General features: G+C 69.1%; 17 protein-coding genes. 7 read left to right on the plus strand and 10 right to left on the minus strand.

The window, feature by feature from the left end; genetic code table 11:
• Positions 1-15: 15 nt before the first annotated feature.
• Together AB0O76_RS08290 and AB0O76_RS08295 are read left to right on the plus strand one after the other, a co-directional pair.
• Positions 16-822 (plus strand): carbohydrate ABC transporter permease, encoded by an 807-nt coding sequence (locus AB0O76_RS08290; protein ID WP_365487093.1) that lies wholly within the window; start codon positions 16-18, stop codon positions 820-822.
• A gap of 8 nt (positions 823-830) precedes the next feature.
• On the plus strand, positions 831-2342 hold the full coding sequence (locus tag AB0O76_RS08295) for a glycoside hydrolase family 3 protein (RefSeq protein ID WP_365486702.1): 1512 nt from the start codon (positions 831-833) through the stop codon (positions 2340-2342).
• Between the two features lie 134 nt (positions 2343-2476).
• Here AB0O76_RS08295 and nagB read toward each other — a convergent pair whose 3' ends face one another.
• Both nagB and AB0O76_RS08305 read right to left on the minus strand, forming a co-directional pair.
• Positions 2477-3262: a glucosamine-6-phosphate deaminase gene (gene nagB, locus AB0O76_RS08300; RefSeq protein WP_361811866.1), complete on the minus strand. Its 786-nt coding sequence runs from the start codon at positions 3260-3262 to the stop codon at positions 2477-2479.
• Positions 3263-3552: 290 nt separating this feature from the next.
• Entirely contained in the window at positions 3553-4299 is a 747-nt protein-coding gene (locus AB0O76_RS08305) for an SDR family oxidoreductase (protein ID WP_365486704.1), read from the minus strand.
• Positions 4300-4406: 107 nt separating this feature from the next.
• Between AB0O76_RS08305 and AB0O76_RS08310 the strand changes: the two genes are divergently transcribed.
• Positions 4407-5024, plus strand: coding sequence for a TetR/AcrR family transcriptional regulator (locus tag AB0O76_RS08310; RefSeq protein WP_365486706.1), 618 nt, complete (start codon positions 4407-4409; stop codon positions 5022-5024).
• A 305-nt stretch (positions 5025-5329) separates the two neighbouring features.
• Entirely contained in the window at positions 5330-6796 is a 1467-nt protein-coding gene (locus tag AB0O76_RS08315; RefSeq protein WP_365487095.1) for a PAS domain-containing sensor histidine kinase, read from the plus strand.
• 189 nt (positions 6797-6985) lie between these two features.
• Here AB0O76_RS08315 and AB0O76_RS08320 read toward each other — a convergent pair whose 3' ends face one another.
• Together AB0O76_RS08320 and AB0O76_RS08325 are read right to left on the minus strand one after the other, a co-directional pair.
• On the minus strand, positions 6986-7243 hold the full coding sequence (locus AB0O76_RS08320; RefSeq protein WP_016639615.1) for a WhiB family transcriptional regulator: 258 nt from the start codon (positions 7241-7243) through the stop codon (positions 6986-6988).
• A 318-nt stretch (positions 7244-7561) separates the two neighbouring features.
• Entirely contained in the window at positions 7562-8530 is a 969-nt protein-coding gene (locus tag AB0O76_RS08325) for a diacylglycerol kinase family protein (protein WP_365486708.1), read from the minus strand.
• Between the two features lie 92 nt (positions 8531-8622).
• On the opposite strand from AB0O76_RS08325, the gene AB0O76_RS08330 reads away from it, so the two are divergent.
• Entirely contained in the window at positions 8623-9075 is a 453-nt protein-coding gene (locus AB0O76_RS08330; protein ID WP_365486710.1) for a hypothetical protein, read from the plus strand.
• An 18-nt stretch (positions 9076-9093) separates the two neighbouring features.
• Here the strand turns inward: AB0O76_RS08330 and AB0O76_RS08335 are convergent, their stop codons facing one another.
• The 3 genes from AB0O76_RS08335 to AB0O76_RS08345 all read right to left on the minus strand — a co-directional run bounded on the left by AB0O76_RS08335 (position 9094) and on the right by AB0O76_RS08345 (position 11077).
• On the minus strand, positions 9094-10158 hold the full coding sequence (locus tag AB0O76_RS08335) for an RNA polymerase sigma factor SigF (protein WP_365486712.1): 1065 nt from the start codon (positions 10156-10158) through the stop codon (positions 9094-9096).
• On the minus strand, positions 10155-10568 hold the full coding sequence (locus tag AB0O76_RS08340; protein ID WP_135332116.1) for an anti-sigma regulatory factor: 414 nt from the start codon (positions 10566-10568) through the stop codon (positions 10155-10157). The genes AB0O76_RS08335 and AB0O76_RS08340 overlap by 4 nt, the downstream gene beginning before the upstream one ends.
• A 248-nt stretch (positions 10569-10816) precedes the next feature.
• Entirely contained in the window at positions 10817-11077 is a 261-nt protein-coding gene (locus AB0O76_RS08345) for a UBP-type zinc finger domain-containing protein (protein WP_365486714.1), read from the minus strand.
• A gap of 46 nt (positions 11078-11123) precedes the next feature.
• On the opposite strand from AB0O76_RS08345, the gene AB0O76_RS08350 reads away from it, so the two are divergent.
• Entirely contained in the window at positions 11124-12722 is a 1599-nt protein-coding gene (locus tag AB0O76_RS08350; RefSeq protein ID WP_365486716.1) for a Na+/H+ antiporter, read from the plus strand.
• Here AB0O76_RS08350 and AB0O76_RS08355 read toward each other — a convergent pair.
• From AB0O76_RS08355 to AB0O76_RS08365, 3 genes are all read right to left on the minus strand, one after another.
• Positions 12701-13639 (minus strand): pyridoxal-phosphate dependent enzyme, encoded by a 939-nt coding sequence (locus AB0O76_RS08355; RefSeq protein ID WP_365486718.1) that lies wholly within the window; start codon positions 13637-13639, stop codon positions 12701-12703. The genes AB0O76_RS08350 and AB0O76_RS08355 overlap by 22 nt on opposite strands.
• A 31-nt stretch (positions 13640-13670) precedes the next feature.
• Positions 13671-14261 (minus strand): N-acetylmuramoyl-L-alanine amidase, encoded by a 591-nt coding sequence (locus tag AB0O76_RS08360; RefSeq protein WP_365486720.1) that lies wholly within the window; start codon positions 14259-14261, stop codon positions 13671-13673.
• Between the two features lie 137 nt (positions 14262-14398).
• Entirely contained in the window at positions 14399-14647 is a 249-nt protein-coding gene (locus AB0O76_RS08365) for a hypothetical protein (RefSeq protein WP_365486722.1), read from the minus strand.
• Positions 14648-14896: 249 nt separating this feature from the next.
• On the opposite strand from AB0O76_RS08365, the gene AB0O76_RS08370 reads away from it, so the two are divergent.
• Entirely contained in the window at positions 14897-16303 is a 1407-nt protein-coding gene (locus AB0O76_RS08370; protein WP_365486723.1) for a family 2B encapsulin nanocompartment shell protein, read from the plus strand.
• Positions 16304-16420 lie beyond the last annotated feature (117 nt).

The raw sequence follows: 16420 nt of genomic DNA on the forward strand, positions 1-16420 counted from the left end.
CGGCGGCTCCGCCGCATCTGGCCGGGCGCGGTGGCGGTCGTACTCTTCATCGGCTTCGTCTTCCCCGTCTACTGGATGTTCGCCACGGCCTTCAAACCGACCGGCGACATCATCAGCGAGGACCCGGTGTGGTTCCCGACCGACGCGACGTTCGAGCACTTCAAGACGGCCGTCGAGGCCGACCACTTCTGGACGATGGTCGGCAACTCCCTCACCGTCACCGTCCTCGCCGTGCTCTTCTCGCTGATCATCGGCCTCGCGTCGGCGTTCGCACTCGCCCGGATGCGCTTCAAGGGCCGGCGCGGCTTCATCATCGGCTTCATGCTGGCCCAGATGGCGCCCTGGGAAGTCATGGTCATCGCGATCTACATGATCGTGCGCGACGCGGACATGCTGAACAGCCTGGTCCCGCTGACCCTCTTCTACATGGTGATGATCCTGCCCTTCACGCTCCTGACACTGCGCGGCTTCGTCGCCGCCGTGCCGCGCGAGCTAGAGGAGTCGGCGATGGTCGACGGCTGTTCACGGATGCAGGCGTTCCGCCGGGTGATCCTGCCGCTGCTCGCACCGGGCCTGATGTCGACCTCGCTCTTCGGCTTCATCACCGCCTGGAACGAGTTCCCGCTGGTCCTGGTCCTCAACAAGGAGGCCGAAGCCAAGACCCTGCCGGTGTGGCTCTCCGGTTTCCAGACCGCCTTCGGCGACGACTGGGGTGCCACCATGGCCGCCGCCTCACTCTTCGCCATCCCGATCCTTGTCCTCTTCGTCTTCCTGCAGCGCAGGGCCGTCAGCGGTCTGACCGACGGCGCCGTGAAGGGATAACACGCCCTATGTCGACACTCATTCGCCCCACCACTGCATCTAATTCAAACGATGGCCTCACCCGGGACGCCCTGACCGTCCTGCAGCCGGGCTTCGTCGGCACCAGCGCACCGGACTGGCTGCTCCGAAGGATCGGCGAAGGACTCGCCTCCGTCGGCCTCTTCGGCCGCAACATCGCCTCGCCCGCACAACTGGCCGCACTCACCGCCCAGTTGCGCGCCGAACGCGACGACGTCCTGGTCGCCATCGACGAGGAGGGCGGTGACGTGACCCGCCTGGAGGTCCGCTCCGGCTCCTCCTTCCCGGGCAACCACGCGCTCGGCGCGGTCGACGACACGGCACTGACCCGTGACGTGGCCGCCGAACTCGGCCGCCGGCTCGCAGCCTGCGGCGTCAACCTCAACTGGGCACCCTCGGCGGACGTCAACTCCAACCCCGACAACCCGGTCATCGGCGTACGCTCCTTCGGCGCCGACCCGCTCCTGGTGGCCCGGCACACCGCCGCCTACGTCGAGGGCCTGCAGTCCGCCGGCGTCGCCGCCTGCACCAAGCACTTCCCCGGGCACGGCGACACCGCGGTCGACTCCCACCACGACGTACCGCGCATCGGGGTGGACCCCGAGGTGCTCCGGGCCCGTGACCTCGCCCCGTTCCGCGCCGCGATCGCCGCGGGCACGCGGGCCGTGATGAGCGCACACATCCTGGTCCCGTCGCTCGACCCCGAGTACCCGGCGACGCTCTCGCACCGCATCCTGACGGGCGTACTGCGCGAAGAACTGAACTACGACGGCCTGATCGTCACGGACGGCATGGAGATGCAGGCCATCTCCGCCACGTACGGCATCGAACGGGGCAGCGTCCTCGCCATCGCCGCGGGCGCCGACGCGATCTGCGTGGGCGGCGGCCTCGCGGACGACGAGACGGTGCTTCGCCTGCGGGACGCGCTGGTGGGGGCCGTCCACAGGGGCGAACTCTCCGAGGAGCGCCTCGCCGACGCGGCAGCCCGCGTCCGTGCGCTGGCCCACTGGACCTCGGTGTCGGGCGCGGCCGACCGTTCGGGGGGCGCGCCCGACACCGAGATCGGCCTGGTCGCGGCCCGCCGCGCCCTGACGGTCACCCGGGACGAGTCCTACGCCGCCCCGCTCACCGAAGCCCCGTACGTCGCCGCCTTCACGCCGATGGCCAACATCGCGGTGGGCGACGAGACCCCGTGGGGCGTCGCAGCGGAACTGGAACGCCTGCTTCCCGGCACGGAGACGGGCAGCTTCACCGGCGCCGACGCGGGGGCGCTGGCGCTGGCCGAGGCGGGGGAGCGGAGGGTGGTCGCCGTGGTCCGCGACGCCCACCGCCACGCCTGGATGGCGGCGGCCCTGCACACCCTGCTCTCGGCCCGCCCCGACACGATCGTCATCGAAATGGGCGTCCCCCAGTCTCCGCCGAAGGGCTCTGTGCACATCGCAACGCATGGCGCGGCAAGGGTGTGCGGGTTGGCGGCGGCGGAGGTTATTACAGGGGGTTGAGCAGTCCCGTGCCCCGAAGGGGCGCGGGGAACTGCGCGACCAGCCACGACGTACCAGCAGGTGGCCACAGACGGAAGGTGCCGGGCGCCCCCGGCATGGGGGCACCCGGCACCTCCGAGCAACGCCAGCTCCGCCTAAAGCCCCTGCCAGGCCGGCTTGGCCGCATACGTGGCCCTGAAGTACTCCCCAAGTTTCAACTTGGACGCCGCGGCCTCATCCACAACGACAGTCGCATGCGGATGCAACTGCAGAGCCGAAGCCGGAACCACCGCGGCAACAGGCCCCTCCACCGTCGCCGCAACCGCGTCCGCCTTACCCTCACCCGTGGCAAGCAGCACCAGATGCCGAGCCTCGAGAATCGTCCCGATGCCCTGCGTCATCACGTGATGCGGCACCTGCTCGATGTCCCCGTCGAAGAACCGCGCGTTGTCCACCCGCGTCTGCTCCGTCAGCGTCTTGATCCGCGTACGCGAGGCCAGCGAGGAACAGGGCTCGTTGAACCCGATGTGCCCGTCCGTACCGATCCCGAGCAGCTGGAGATCCACACCCCCGGCCGCCGCGAGCGCCTCGTCGTACGCGTCGCACGCCGCCTGCACATCCTCCGCGCTGCCGTCAGGACCCATGAAGGACGCCTCGCTGAGCCCCAGCGGCTCGACGACCTCACGCAGTACCACGGACCGGTAGGACTCGGGATGCCCCGCGGGCAGCCCGACGTACTCGTCGAGCTGGCAGATCCGCGCCCGCGACGCGTCCACGGCACCGGAGGCGACCTTGGCGGCAAGGGCCTCGTAGATGGGCAGCGGGGTGGATCCGGTGGCGACACCGAGCAGGGCGTCAGGCTTACGGCGCACCAAGGCGGCCATGGCCTCCGCGATGAGCTCGCCGCCTGCCTGGGCGTCCGGGACGATGACAACTTCCACGCTGGGCCTGCCGTTCTGGAGAGGGGACTCACAGGGACTATGTGGTATAGACCAATCTAGCAGAGCCGGCCCACCAGAGCCCGGGGTTCTCGAGCCCCAAGTTCCCGCGATCCGCAGTTCCGCGATCCACGCTCAGCCGCTCCCACATCCCATGCTCGACTCTCCACCCAACCCCCGCCCGTCTCCAGCTGCTCGCCTACGAGGTCACCATCGCCCGCGGCCAGGACCCGGACGCGCCCACGCCCTCGCGAAGGTGACGGAGACCCGCTGACGCCGGATGCCATGGGATGTCACAGTCCCAGCGCCGATCCTCCCGTCGCGTCGATGTACTGGCCGGTGATCCAGCGCGCGTCGTCCGAGGCGATGAAGGTGACGATGTCCGCCACATCCGCGGGCTGGCCTATGCGGCCGAAGGCCGAGTATTTCGCCATCTCGCTGTGCTGGCCGTCGGGAATCCCGGCCATCATCTCCGTCTCGATGATCCCCGGCGCCACCGCGTTGACCGTGATCCCGCGCGGGCCCAGGTCCTGCGCCAGGGTGTGCGTCAGGACGTTCAAGGCGCCCTTCGTCATCGAGTATCCGATCGTGATCGGGAAGGCGATCCGGGTGACTCCGGAGGAGATGTTGATGATGCGGCCGCCGTCGCGCAGCCGGTCCAGGCCCTTCTGGATGATGAAGAACGGCGCCTTCACGTTCACCGCGAACACCCGGTCGTAATCAGCCTCCTGGACCTCGCCCACCAGGCTGTAGAGCCCGATCCCCGCGTTGTTCACCAGGATGTCCAGGCCGTCCGCATGCCGGTCGAACTCGGCCCAGAGCGCCTCCGCGTCACCGGGCACGCCCAGCTCCGTGCCGAACGCGAAGGCGGAGCCGCCCGCGGCCTCGATCGTCGCCACCGTCTCCTTCGCGGCCGCCTCATTGCTGCCGTAGTGCACGGCGACCCGTGCGCCGTCCCGCCCCAGGCGCTCGGCGATGCCCCGCCCGATGCCTCGGCTGCCGCCCGTGACCAGTGCCGTCTTCCCTGCAAGCGCGCCCATGGGAGCCGCCCCCTCTTCCCGTCGAAGATTTATCTAGTGATCGCTACAGAAAGAAACGGTAGCCGAGCCCGATCCGTTTTTCTAGTGCCCGCTATAGAATTCACCCCATGGCGACGAAACAGCGTGGACGCCCCCGCTCCTTCGACCGCGAGACCGCGCTGGAGCAGGCCATCCGCACCTTCTGGGAGCACGGGTACGAGGCGACCTCGGTCACGGACCTCACCCGCGCCATGGGGATCGGCGCGCCCAGCATGTACGCGGCCTTCGGCGACAAGCAGTCGCTGTTCGAGGAAGTCGTGCGGGTCTACGGCCAGACGCACGGCGTCTTCGGCGAGCGGGCCTTCGCCGAGGAGTCGACCGTCCGCGGAGGTGTCGCGCGCATGCTGCACGAGGCCGCGGCCAAGTACACGGAAGAGGGGCACCCCCGCGGCTGCCTCGTCATCTACGCGGCGACGAACTGCGCGACGCCGGAGGTCGAGGAGAGCTTGCGCGACCGGCGCAACGCCAACGTGAGCTCCATCGAGGCCCGGATAAGAGCCGCGATCGCGGCCGGCGAGCTACCCTCGACCATCGACGCCCCCGCCCTCGCGCGCTACACCGGAGCCGTACTGCAGGGCATGTCCCAGCAGTCCCGCGACGGAGCAAGCAGGCAGGAGCTCGAAGCCGTGGCCGAACTGGCCATGCGGGCCTGGCCCGAATCTCTGGGGCAGCCCGGGCAGAAGTGAGAGAAATCGACAACAATAAACATCGGCCTACGCATAGACACAGGTGAATGGTCTAGTCCACAATGCGTTGGTAAAGCATCCGCCCTTCCCGCACAGGAGGGCGGACCGAGGAACCGCCACTATCTGCCCTGACTGTGCCGGATCCTCCGATCGGCCGCCGGTACCGCACATTCCGGTGGTCGTGTTCCTGAAGGGCTGCGGTGCCGAGGGTGGGTTGAGGGTCCCGCCCTGGCGCCGCGGCTCGTCGGGAATCGCCCGGGGCGGACCCGCGGTAAGTGCCAGGTACGCTCGCAGACGTGCCCTCCATGAACGACCTCGTCCGCCAGCACACCGCTCTCGGTGACTCCGATCTCGAGTGGTTGCATCTGCTGGTCTCGGAGTGGCAGCTGCTCTCCGACCTCTCCTTCGCCGACCTCGTGCTGTGGGTCCCCACCCGTGACGGCACCCGTTATGTCTCCGTGGCGCAGATGCGGCCGAACACCGGACCCACCTCCTACCAGGACGACATGGTCGGCCACCTCGTCCCGCGCGGCCGCCGCCCGCTCCTCGATGCCGCCCTGGACGAGGGCCGCATCGTGCGCGAGGGCGACCCCGAGTGGCGCGAAGAGGTCCCGGTGCGGGTCGAGTCCATTCCCGTACGCAGGGAAGGGCGCGTCCTGGGGGTCATCGCCCGCAACACCAACCTGCTCACGGTGCGCACCCCGTCGCGCCTGGAGCTGACCTACCTCCAGTCGGCGTCCGACCTGGCCCAGATGATCGCGGCCGGTTCGTTCCCGTTCCCCGGCCAGCAGGTCGACATGGACGCCTCCCCGCGCGTGGGCGACGGTCTGCTGCGGCTCGACGCGGACGGGATCGTCCAGTACGCGTCGCCGAACGCGCTCTCCGCGTATCACCGCCTCGGCCTCGCCGCCGACCTGGTCGGACATCACCTCGGCACGGCGACCGCCGAACTCGCCCCGTCCCGCGGCCCGGTGGACGAGGCGCTCGCCAAGGTCGCCAGCGGCTGGGCGCCCCGAGAGTTCGAGATCGAGGGCGGCGACGGCGTGATCCAGCTCCGCGCGATCCCGCTCAAGCCCAAGGGCCCGCGCATCGGTTCTCTCGTACTCCTTCGCGATGTGACCGAACTGCGCCGCCGCGAGCGGGAGTTGATCACCAAGGACGCGACCATCCGGGAGATCCACCACCGGGTGAAGAACAACCTCCAGACGGTGGCCGCACTCCTTCGCCTGCAGGCCCGCCGTATCGACTCCGCCACTGGACGCGAGGCCCTCGAAGAGGCCGTACGCCGCGTGGGCTCCATCGCCATCGTGCACGAGACGCTCTCCCAGAACCTGGACGAGCGCGTGGAGTTCGACGAGATCGCCGACCGCGTCCTCGCGATGGTGGCGGAGATCTCACCGGGCAAGGTCACGGGTCGGCGCACCGGACGCTTCGGCATCCTGGACGCGGAGGTCGCGACCCCGCTGTCGATGGTCCTCACCGAGATCCTGCAGAACGCCCTGGAGCACGGCTTCCAGGAAGGCGACACCGGAACGGTCGAGGTCTCGGCCGTACGCGGCGGCACCAGCAAGGACGCCCGTCTCCTGATCACCGTCCAGGACGACGGAGTGGGACTGCCCGACGACTTCGATCCGCACCGCTCGGGCAACCTCGGCCTGCAGATCGTCCGCACCCTGGTCGAGGGCGAGTTGAGCGGCACGTTCGACATGGTGCGGGCCCCGGAGCGCGGCACGCAGGTCATCCTCGACATCCCTGTACGCGCCGACAAGTAGCGCCCCGAAGGGCGTACCGCATCCGGTATCCCGCATACGGAAAGCAGTGAGCCCCGGACCGAAGTGGTCCGGGGCTCACTGCTCACGTTGCGATGCGCATCGGGGGTACTGCGCGGCTGCGGCTCGGGGGCGGGAGATGCGTACTCGCTGTACGCGCCGCCGGGCTCAGGCTCGTAGGGGGCGTGAGCGTCAGGCGCTGGCCTGGCGTGCACGGTTGCGAGCGGCGCGGCGCTTCATTGCGCGGCGCTCGTCCTCGCTGAGGCCACCCCAGACGCCGGAGTCCTGGCCGGACTCGAGCGCCCACTGCAGGCACTGCTCCATGACGGGGCAGCGGCGGCAGACGGCCTTGGCTTCCTCGATCTGCAGCAGCGCAGGACCGGTGTTGCCGATGGGGAAGAAGAGCTCGGGGTCTTCCTCGCGGCAAACGGCGTTGTGACGCCAGTCCATGGCTGCTACCTCTCCTAGGTATTACAAGCGGGTTGCTTGTGAATGTGAACGCTTTCACGAATCCCTCGACGACGGAAGGGACTTTCGTCACATACGCGACGATGTCCTGTGCGTTGAGGAGGGGGTTCTGGCTCTCTGTGGGGCCGATGTTGCGGGCCGTCCCGATCGCCATGTAGAGATTCGCAAACCTCGGCGGCGGATACAACCCCTTCAAGGAAGTTTTTTTTGATTCCTCAGTGTCGACTGGGTCACAGCCGTACTTCTATGGGGTGGACCCTGGCCTAAACGTTCGAGTGAAAGGACTTTGGCGCCTTCTGCTCACACAATCACACGCAGTGCACGGCGTACGCCTGTGAACGTCACGCTCGTCCGCAGTCCCAGGTGGTCGCCGTCCATCTGAACGGGGAGCGGCACCTTCGAATGCAAGGTGAAGTCCGTCAAGTCGTGCAGCGTAACCGCGTGCTTACCGTGCGGTCCGCGATCGGGCGTCGAGGTCAGGAGCTGGGTCCCGTACCGAGCCACCGCGGTGGTCGAGAGCTTGCTCAGACCGAGCACGTCCAGGCCGGTGTCGAAGGAGGCCTGCGGGGAGGCGTACATCGGGCGATTGCCCAGGTAGGTGTACGGAGAGGTGTTGCAGACTATGGAAAGGACCAGGTCCTTCACGGGGTCCTCGCCGGCCCGTTCCAGCGTGATCGTTCCGTGCCTGCGGTGCGGCTCGTCGAGGAACTGGCGGAACACCTGGCGCAGATAAAGCGCATGAGTGGACCGTTTCCCGCGTTCCCTTTGCTGTTCGACCCGGCCGACGACTCCCGCGTCGAACCCGAAGCCGGCGGCGAAGGTGAACCAGCGTCCGGGGACGGCTTCGTCCTCCGTGCCCGGAGTGCCCGAGACGCGGCCCAGGCTCACCGTCCGCTCGCTTCCCTCACGCAACGCGTCGAGCAGGGCGCCGGTCGCCTCCACGGCGTCGTTCGGGAGGCCGAGGGCCCGCGCGAAGACATTCGTGGAGCCGCCGGGCACGACGGCCAGGCGGGGCAGCCGGTCCGGGTCGGGGCCCTGGTGCAGCAGACCGTTGACGACCTCGTTGACCGTGCCGTCGCCGCCTAGGGCGACGACCAGCTCGATGTCCTTGCTCTCCGCGGCCTGTTTTCCCAGGTCCCGGGCGTGGCCGCGGTACTCCGTGGTGACCGCCTCGAGCTTCATCTCGCTGGCGAGCGCATGGATCAGTACGTCACGCGTGCGCGCGCTGGTGGTGGTTGCCGCTGGATTGACCACAAGAAGTGCACGCATGCGAAGCAGAGTACCTAGCGGTCTTTTCCTGGCCTAGACCGAGGGTCCGGACCGCGGACAAGACCGTGGATACGCACAGCTACCCTGCAAGGGTGAGTACTGAGCCCAAGCCCACCCCCGAAGCCCCGGAATCAGGCCCGCGCCCCGCATGCCTGACGGCCGCAGCGGCGCTCGCCGCGCTGGAGGGCCTCGCGCTCCTCGCCGGGGGTGCGTACATGCTCCTGATGGGTCTCGCGGGTGACCCCGACGACCCGCAGCAGGCCATCACCGGCGGCGGCACACTCATCGTCCTCGCACTCGTGCCGCTGCTCGCCGCGCGCGGTCTGCTGCGGCAGCGCAGCTGGAGCAGGGGCCCCGCGATCATCACGCAGATCCTGGCGCTGCCGGTGGCCTGGCAACTGCTGCAGGCGGACAGCGTGGCCATTCCGGGCGGCATCGCGCTGGCCGCGGTCGCCGTCACCGCGCTCGTCCTGCTGATCAACCCCGCCACGACCGAGGCCCTCGGCATCCGGGGCCCCGGCAACGTACAGGACGACGTGAAATAGCCGCCCCCCAGTGGTGGCCTACTCCTCGACCAGGAGCTTCTCGCGCAGCTGCGCGAGGGTACGGGCGAGGAGCCGGGAGACGTGCATCTGTGAGATGCCGACCTCCTGCGCGATCTGCGACTGCGTCATGTTGCCGAAGAACCGCAGCAGCAGGATGCGCTTCTCGCGCGGCGGGAGGTCCTCAAGGAGCGGCTTGAGGGACTCCCTGTACTCGACGCCCTCCAGGGCCTCGTCCTCCGCGCCCAGGGTGTCCGCGACCGCCGGGGACTCGTCGTCCGTGTCGGGGACGTCCAGGGACAGGGTGGAGTACGCGTTGGCCGACTCCAGGCCCTCCAGGACCTCCTCCTCGGAGATCGCCAGTTTCTGCGCGAGCTCGTGCACCGTGGGGGAGCGGCCGTGCTGCTGGGAGAGCTCGGCCGTCGCCGTGGTCAGGGCGAGCCGCAGCTCCTGAAGGCGCCGCGGGACCCGGACGGCCCACCCCTTGTCGCGGAAGTGGCGCTTGATCTCGCCGACGACCGTCGGTGTCGCGTACGTGGAGAACTCCACGCCGCGCTCCGGGTCGAACCGGTCCACGGACTTGATCAGACCGATCGTGGCGACCTGCGTCAGGTCGTCAAGGGGCTCGCCGCGGTTGCGGAAGCGGCGGGCCAGGTGCTCGACGAGCGGCAGGTGCATACGGACCAGCCGGTTGCGCAGCTCCGCGTACTCGGGGCTGCCGTCCTTCAGCGTGCGCAGCTCGATGAACATCGCGCGTGCACCGCTGCGGTCCTGCGGATCGTGCCGGGTGTGCTGCTGCTCACCGTGTTCGCTCATGTATCCCGCCCGTTGCGCGCCGCCCCGGACGGAGGGCTGCTCGCGCTCCTCCTGGGCGGTCGGCTCTGCCTGCTCCGACGCGTCGGCCACCGTCGAGGGGCCCGGCTGCTCCGGCTCCTCCGGGTGCGGCCTGGCCTGCTGCTCGGGGATGCTCGCGAGGGCCGGCTCCATGGGCGTCTCGCGCCCCCTGGCCGGCGTACCGCCCCTGCCGACCGGCAGACCTCGTGTGCCGCGCTCTTCGTCCCGCACCGGCCCGTCCCCGTTCCTCACGCCGGCCCGGGTCCCGCGCCGCGCTTCTTGTAGAGGCTGATCGAGACGGTGTTGTCCTCGGCCACCGAGGAGTCGACCTGACCCGCGAGGGCGGACAGCACAGTCCAGGCAAAGGTGTCCCGCTCCGGGGCCCTGCCGTCGGTGGTCGGCGCCGACACGGTCACCTCCAACGAGTCGTCGACGAGGCGGAAGACGCAGCTGAGCACCGATCCGGGCACGGCCTGCTGGAGCAGGATCGCGCAGGCCTCGTCGACCGCGATGCGGAGGTCCTCGATCTCGTCGAGAGTGAAGTCCAAACGCGCCGCGAGACCGGCCGTGGCCGTACGCAGCACCGACAGGTAGGCACCCGCAGCCGGAAGGCGGACCTCGACGAAGTCCTGATTCCCGGGCTCGCCTGCGATCTGGGACACCCTCACCTCCAAGGTGGTACAAGCACTTTCGGGGCTCCAGGTCCACCGCACAGCGGCAGTCCGGTACAGCGTCACACGGGTAACGCGCCACGTAGTTCAGCGGTGACGCTACCGCGCTCCCCTGTTCCGTGTCCCGGGGACCCCGCTCCGTTCCTGTCACTCATAGTAAGCCTACGGGTACGGACAGTGGCTAGGGGTCGCGCGGGCCCAATTGGAGAGTACGGGCGTCGGGTTGACGTACCCAGGCCTCAGACGATCGAACCGTCCACGAAGCACCAACGCCAGCTCTCGCCCGGTTCGAAGGTCCTCATCACCGGGTGCCCGGCGTCCTTGAAGTGCTCCGTCGCATGCCGGAACGGGGAGGAGTCGCAGCAGCCCACATGCCCGCAGTCCAGACAGAGCCGCAGTTGCACCGGGTGACTGCCGACCGCGAGGCACTCCGGGCAGGTATCGGTCAGCGGCGTCGGTTCGGGGTGCGGCAGCGCTGCGACGTGCGGGCACTCGTTCATGATTGCCAGGTTACGACGGGAACCCGTTTCGCGAAGGGCCTGGCCGATGGACGTATTGCCCCTGGTGGCGCTGATCGCGGCGAGCGCGGCGGTGGCCGGCGCCGCCCGGTGGACGCCGGTGCCCGCGCCGCTGCTCCTCGTCGCGGTGGGTCTCGGCGCCGCGTACGTGCCCGGGGTGCCGGACTACCACCTGGACCCGCACATCGTGCTGCCGTTGATCCTGCCGCCGTTGCTGCACACCGCGGCCCTGGAGAGCTCGTACCTGGACCTGCGCGCCAACATCAGACCCGTGGCGCTGCTCTCGGTCGGGTACACGCTCTTCGCCACCCTGTCGGTCGGCTGGCTGGCGTATCTGCTCATCCCCGACCTGCCGCTGACCGCCGCGCTCGTCCTCGGGGCGGTGATCGCGCCGCCGGACGCGGTGGCGGCCACGGCCATCGCGCGCAAGGTGGGGCTGCCGTCGCGGATCACCACGATCCTGCAGGGCGAGTCGCTGGTGAACGACGCGACCGCGATCACCGCCTACAAGGTCGCCCTCGCGGCGGCGGTCGGTGAGGGCGCCAGCTGGTCGGGCGGGATCAGGGAGTTCCTGGTGGCCGCGGTCGGCGGGGTCGGGGTCGGGCTCGTCCTCATGGTGCCGATCCACTGGCTGCGCAGGTGCATGAAGGAGGCGATGCTGCAGAACACGCTCTCCTTGCTGATCCCCTTCGTCGCGTACGCCGCCGCCGAGCAGGTCGGGGCCTCCGGAGTGCTCGCCGTGGTCGTCGTCGCGCTGTATCTCGGGCACCGCTCCTGGGAGGTCGACTTCGAGACGCGGCTCCAGGAGGCCGCGGTGTGGAAAGTGGTCGCCTTCATCCTGGAGTCGGCGGTGTTCGCGCTCATCGGGCTTCAACTGCCGCTCGTGCTCAAGGGGCTCGGCGAGTACAGCGGGGCGCAGGCCGTCTGGTACGCCCTGGGGGTCTTCTTCTTCGTCGTCGCGATGCGCTTCGTGTGGTCGTATCCGGCGACCTATCTGCCGCGGCTCCTTTCACGGCGGATCAGGGAGCGCGAGAGCGACATGGACTGGCGGCGGCCGCTGATCGTCAGCTGGGCCGGGATGCGCGGGGTCGTCTCGCTCGCCATCGCCTTCTCCATCCCCCTCGTCATGGACGACGGGGAGCCCTTCCCCGCACGCAACCTGGTGCTCTTCCTGACCTTCACCACGGTGATCGCCACCCTGGTCGTGCAGGGGCTCTCGCTGCCGTGGCTGATCCGTGTCCTGAAACTGCCGGGCCGGGACACCCAGGCGGAGACCCTCGCAGAGGCGCAGGCCCAGAACGCCGCCTCGCAGGCTGCGGAGCAGCGGGTGGACGAACTGATGCGGGACGAGCGCAATTGCCTCCCACAGCCCCTTCAGGACCGTCTGCGCACCGTTCTCGAACGGCGCCGCAACTCCGTGTGGGAGCGGCTCGGTCAACCCAACCCCGTGACAGGGGAGTCGGCGGACGACACCTACCGCAGGCTCGCCAGGGAGGCGATCGCCGCGGAGCGGGAGGTCTTCGTGAAGATGCGGGACGAGCGGCGCATCGACGACGAGATGATGCGGACGCTGCTGCGCAAGCTGGACCTGGAGGAGGCGGCGGCCTACCGGGAGGTCGAGGACTGAGCCTCTTCCGGCGCCTTGTCCGTTGCCGTGATCACTGCCGTGACGGTGGTGCCGCGGGGAAAAGCGCCCTCTTCGGAGAGGGCGGTCAGCGCGTACAGGAGCTTGGCCACGTAGACGCGCTCCACGGAGAGGCCGTGCCGGTCCTCGAAGTCGTCGGCGAACGCGGTGAGTTCGGGGGTGGTGCGGGCGTAGCCGCCGCAGTGGAAGCGGTCGTCCAGGCGCCAGTTGGGGGTGGGGGCGCCGAAGGTCCGCCGCTGCAGCTCCGTTATGTCGTCGCCGAGAAAGCCGCCCTTCAGTACGGGTATGCCGAGGGCCCGCTGGTCAGGGGCGAGGCCCGCGGCCAGGCCCGCCAGGGTGCCGCCGGTGCCGCAGGCGACGGCCGCGAGGTCCGTGTGGCCGCGCAGTTCCTCGCCGAGAGCCGTACAGCCCTGTACGGCAAGGGGGTTGCTGCCGCCTTCGGGGATGACGTACGAGGCGTCCGCGCCGGTCTCGTGGAGGAGCGCGGCAAGGACCTCGGGCTCCGTCTTGCGGCGATAGGTCGATCTGTCGATGAAGTGCAGGCGCATCCCGTCCGCGGCGCACCGGGCCAGGGAGGGGTTCAGGGGGCGGTCGGCGAGTTCGTCGCCGCGGACTATGCCGACGGTGGGCATGCCGAGGAGGCGGCCCGCGGCAGCCGTGGCTCTCAGGTGGTTGGAGTACGCGCCGCCGAAGGTCAGCAGGGCGGGGTGGTCCGCGGCGAGCGCCGCCTCCAGGTTCAGGGCCAGCTTTCGGTACTTGTTGCCCGGGAGATCCGGGTGGATCAAGTCGTCCCGCTTGAGCGTGAGGCGCACGCCGTGCCGGGCGAAGCGGGCGTCCTCCACCTCCTGGAGAGGGGTGGGTAGGCGCGGGTGCAGGCCTGCCGACGGGGTGGTGCTCACCCCGCCATTCTGCCTGCACCTCGGGCCGGGGCTACTTGAGGCGCTCTCCGATGCGGTCCCTCATCCAGTCCATGGTGAAGCCGCGCGGGTCGATCTTGCCCGGTTGCCATTCTAGGTGGCCGATCACCGAGCGTTCAGTCCAGCCGTGGGGGCGGCAGATGGCTGCCGAGACCCGCTCGATGGCGTCGAGCTGTTCCTCCGGCCACGGATCCTTGCCGTCGCCGAGGTTCTCGCACTCGAAGCCGTAGAAGTGACGGTTGCCGTCGGTGTTCGCCTCGTTGTCCGGGGGGAGCCTCTTTTCGGCGATCACCGCGCGCAGTACGTCGTCGTCGCCCAGGCCCGCGTGGTTGGCGCGGCCGTAGCCGACGAGGTGTACGCGGCCGTCCTTGGTGATGACGCCGTGACAGAGCGGCCCCGGCAGGGACGCATAGCCGTCGCGGCAGATCTCCACCGTCCGTTGGCTGCCGGAGGTGACGGTGTGGTGGATCATCACGCCGTGCACCGGACCCCAGGGGCCCTTGTGGTTGCGGTTGTGGTGCGGCCAGTCGCCGACTTCGACGACCGTCACACCTTCGTCCTTGAGCACGTCGAGGAACCTGCCCGCGGACATGGGTGGGGCCATGGCCGACTCCTTTGCGGAGCACGACGGCCGCCGGTCGCGGACCGTCTTGTATGTCCGCTTTTACCGGAACTACGGTGCCCGGACCAGCCGTTCGGACGGATTCCGTGGCTGTTCGGGCGCCGTGCGAGCCGATTCGGTCAGCCGCGGTGGTCGCCGCCGTGCAGGAACGCGTCCCCATGCGTCGCGATGTGGGCCTCCAACGCCTGCAGGGCCTGCTGGGTGTCCTGCGGCGAGCCGGTGCCGCGCTGCTGCGCGTAATACGCCGCGCCCAGCTTCTTCAGGAGATCGCCGCCCGCGCGCTGCGCCTGGACTTCGTCGAGCTTCTGCTTGCCCTGAGTGAGTCCCCGCTGCGCCTGTTCCTTGGCGCGGTCCAGGAAGCCTGCCATTGCCGTCTCCTGCCGATTGAGCCGATTGATGCGGGTGCCTGCGGTGGTATCTCTCGTGGTCTCTCGTGGTCTCTGTGGCGTCACTCGTTCAACGGGTGCCGGGATCTTGGAGTTCCCCGAACATCCGATACGCGGGGGTTGCCCCGTCCCCAGTGATCCATTCCCGCTCGTTTGTGTAATGGCGCGGCCACTCACCGTGCTGCAAGTGTTGGCGGTGCAGATCAGCGCTTGATCGGGAGGGCATTGCCAATGTCGGTAGGCGAAGAGGTCCGTGCGGAGCAGGCCAAGCCGCAGCAGAGTCTGGGTACTTCGGCCGCACGGAATCTGGCCACCACCACCAAGTCCGCACCGCAGATGCAGGAGATCAGCTCCCGCTGGCTGCTCCGGACGTTGCCATGGGTGCAGGTGCAGGGCGGTACGTATCGAGTGAACCGGAGGCTGAGCTACTCGGTCGGCGACGGCCGGGTCACGTTCGTGAAGACGGGGGACCGGGTCCAGGTCATCCCCGCGGAGCTCGGCGAGCTGCCGGTCCTGCGGGATTACGAGAACCTCGAGGTGCTCGGCGAACTCGCCCAGCGCTGTCAGCAGCGCGAGTTCGCCGCCGGCGAGGTCATCGCCTCCTTCGGCAGCCAGGCCGACGAGGCGTTCCTGCTCGCACACGGCAGGGTCGAGAAGATCGGCACCGGGCCCTACGGCGACGACACCGTCCTCGCGACGCTCGCCGACGGTTCGTACTTCGGCGATCAGTCGCTGCTCGACCCGGAGGCCATCTGGGAGTACACGATCCGGGCGGTGACCGCGTGCACCGTGCTCACGCTGCCCCGCCAGGACCTCGACCAGGTCGCGGAGCGCGCAGACACGCTCCGTGACCATCTGCAGCGGCTGCGGTCCGTCCCGGCCCAGCGGACGAACAAATTCGGCGAGGCGTCCATCGACCTCTCCGCAGGACACGTCGGCGAGGCCGTGCTGCCGGGCACGTACGTGGACTACGAGGCGGCGCCCCGCGAGTACGAACTGAGCGTCGCCCAGACCGTGCTGCGCGTCCACTCGCGCGTGGCCGACCTCTACAACCAGCCGATGAACCAGACCGAGCAGCAGTTGCGGCTCACGGTCGAGGCGCTCAAGGAGCGCCAGGAACACGAGATGATCAACAACCGCGAGTTCGGTCTGCTCCACAACTGCGAGTACGAGCAGCGGCTGCAGCCGCACGACGGCGTGCCGAGCCCGGACGACATGGACGAACTGCTCAGCCGCAGGCGGGGTTCGAAGCTCTTCCTCGCCCACCCGCGCGCGATCGCCGCGTTCGGGCGCGAACTCAACAAGCGCGGGCTCGTGCCGGAGACCATCGACATGGCAGGCAACCGCATCCCCACCTGGCGCGGGGTGCCGATCTTCCCGTGCAACAAGATCCCGGTCAGCGAGGCCCGCACCACCTCCATCATCTGTATGCGTACGGGAGAGGAGGAGCAGGGCGTCATCGGCCTCCACCAGGCGGGCATCCCGGACGAGATCGAGCCGAGCCTGTCGGTGCGCTTCATGGGCATCAGTGAGCAGGCGATCATCTCGTACCTGGTGTCGACGTACTACTCGGCGGCGGTCCTGGTGCCGGACGCTCTCGGCGTGCTGGAGGACGTCGAGATCGGCCGCTGGTCGTGAGTCCGTGTCTGTGGTCGCGCGTACGGGTACACCCACTCCGTACGCGCCCAAAGGCCCAGGAAACGCCACCGTCCGCCTCCTTCCCGGGGTGAGTCCATGACGGACACGACGACGGAC

The sequence above is a fragment of the Streptomyces sp. NPDC086554 genome, from assembly GCF_040686095.1.
Classification (GTDB): domain Bacteria; phylum Actinomycetota; class Actinomycetes; order Streptomycetales; family Streptomycetaceae; genus Streptomyces.